At 72.9% G+C, this 424-nt stretch carries 1 protein-coding gene; it reads left to right on the plus strand.

Annotated features, from left to right (window positions below):
• The coding region (locus QC029_RS30700) for a carbohydrate-binding protein (protein ID WP_279559113.1) at positions 1-386 on the plus strand (386 nt) is incomplete at its 5' end.
• Between the last annotated feature and the right edge of the window lie 38 nt (positions 387-424).

Below are 424 nucleotides of genomic sequence, written 5' to 3' on the forward strand. Positions count from 1 at the left end.
CCGCGGGCGCGGGCGGCACCCTCGAGGTGCGGGCCGGATCGCCGACCGGCGCCCTGCTCGGTACGGCGACCGTTCCGGTGACCGACGGCGGGGAGACCTTCGAGGACGTGACCGCCACGCTCGGCGGCCAGCCGTCCGGATCGACGTCCCTCCACCTGGTCTTCAAGGGCGGCAGCGGTTCGCTGTTCGACGTGGACGAGTTCTCCTTCTCCACCTCCGGCGGCGGGACCCGCTCGGGTGAGGTGAGGGGGGTCAACGGCAAGTGTCTGGACGTCGACGGCTCCCAGACCGCCGACGGCACGAAGGTCCTGTTGTGGGCCTGCAACGGCACGAGTGCCCAGCGGTGGACGGTGTCCGCGGACGGGACGGTGAAGGCGCTGGGCTAGTGCCTCGTCGTCTCCGGGGGCGGCACGGCGGACGGCTC

This window comes from Streptomyces sp. DH37, from assembly GCF_029813835.1.
Classification (GTDB): domain Bacteria; phylum Actinomycetota; class Actinomycetes; order Streptomycetales; family Streptomycetaceae; genus Streptomyces.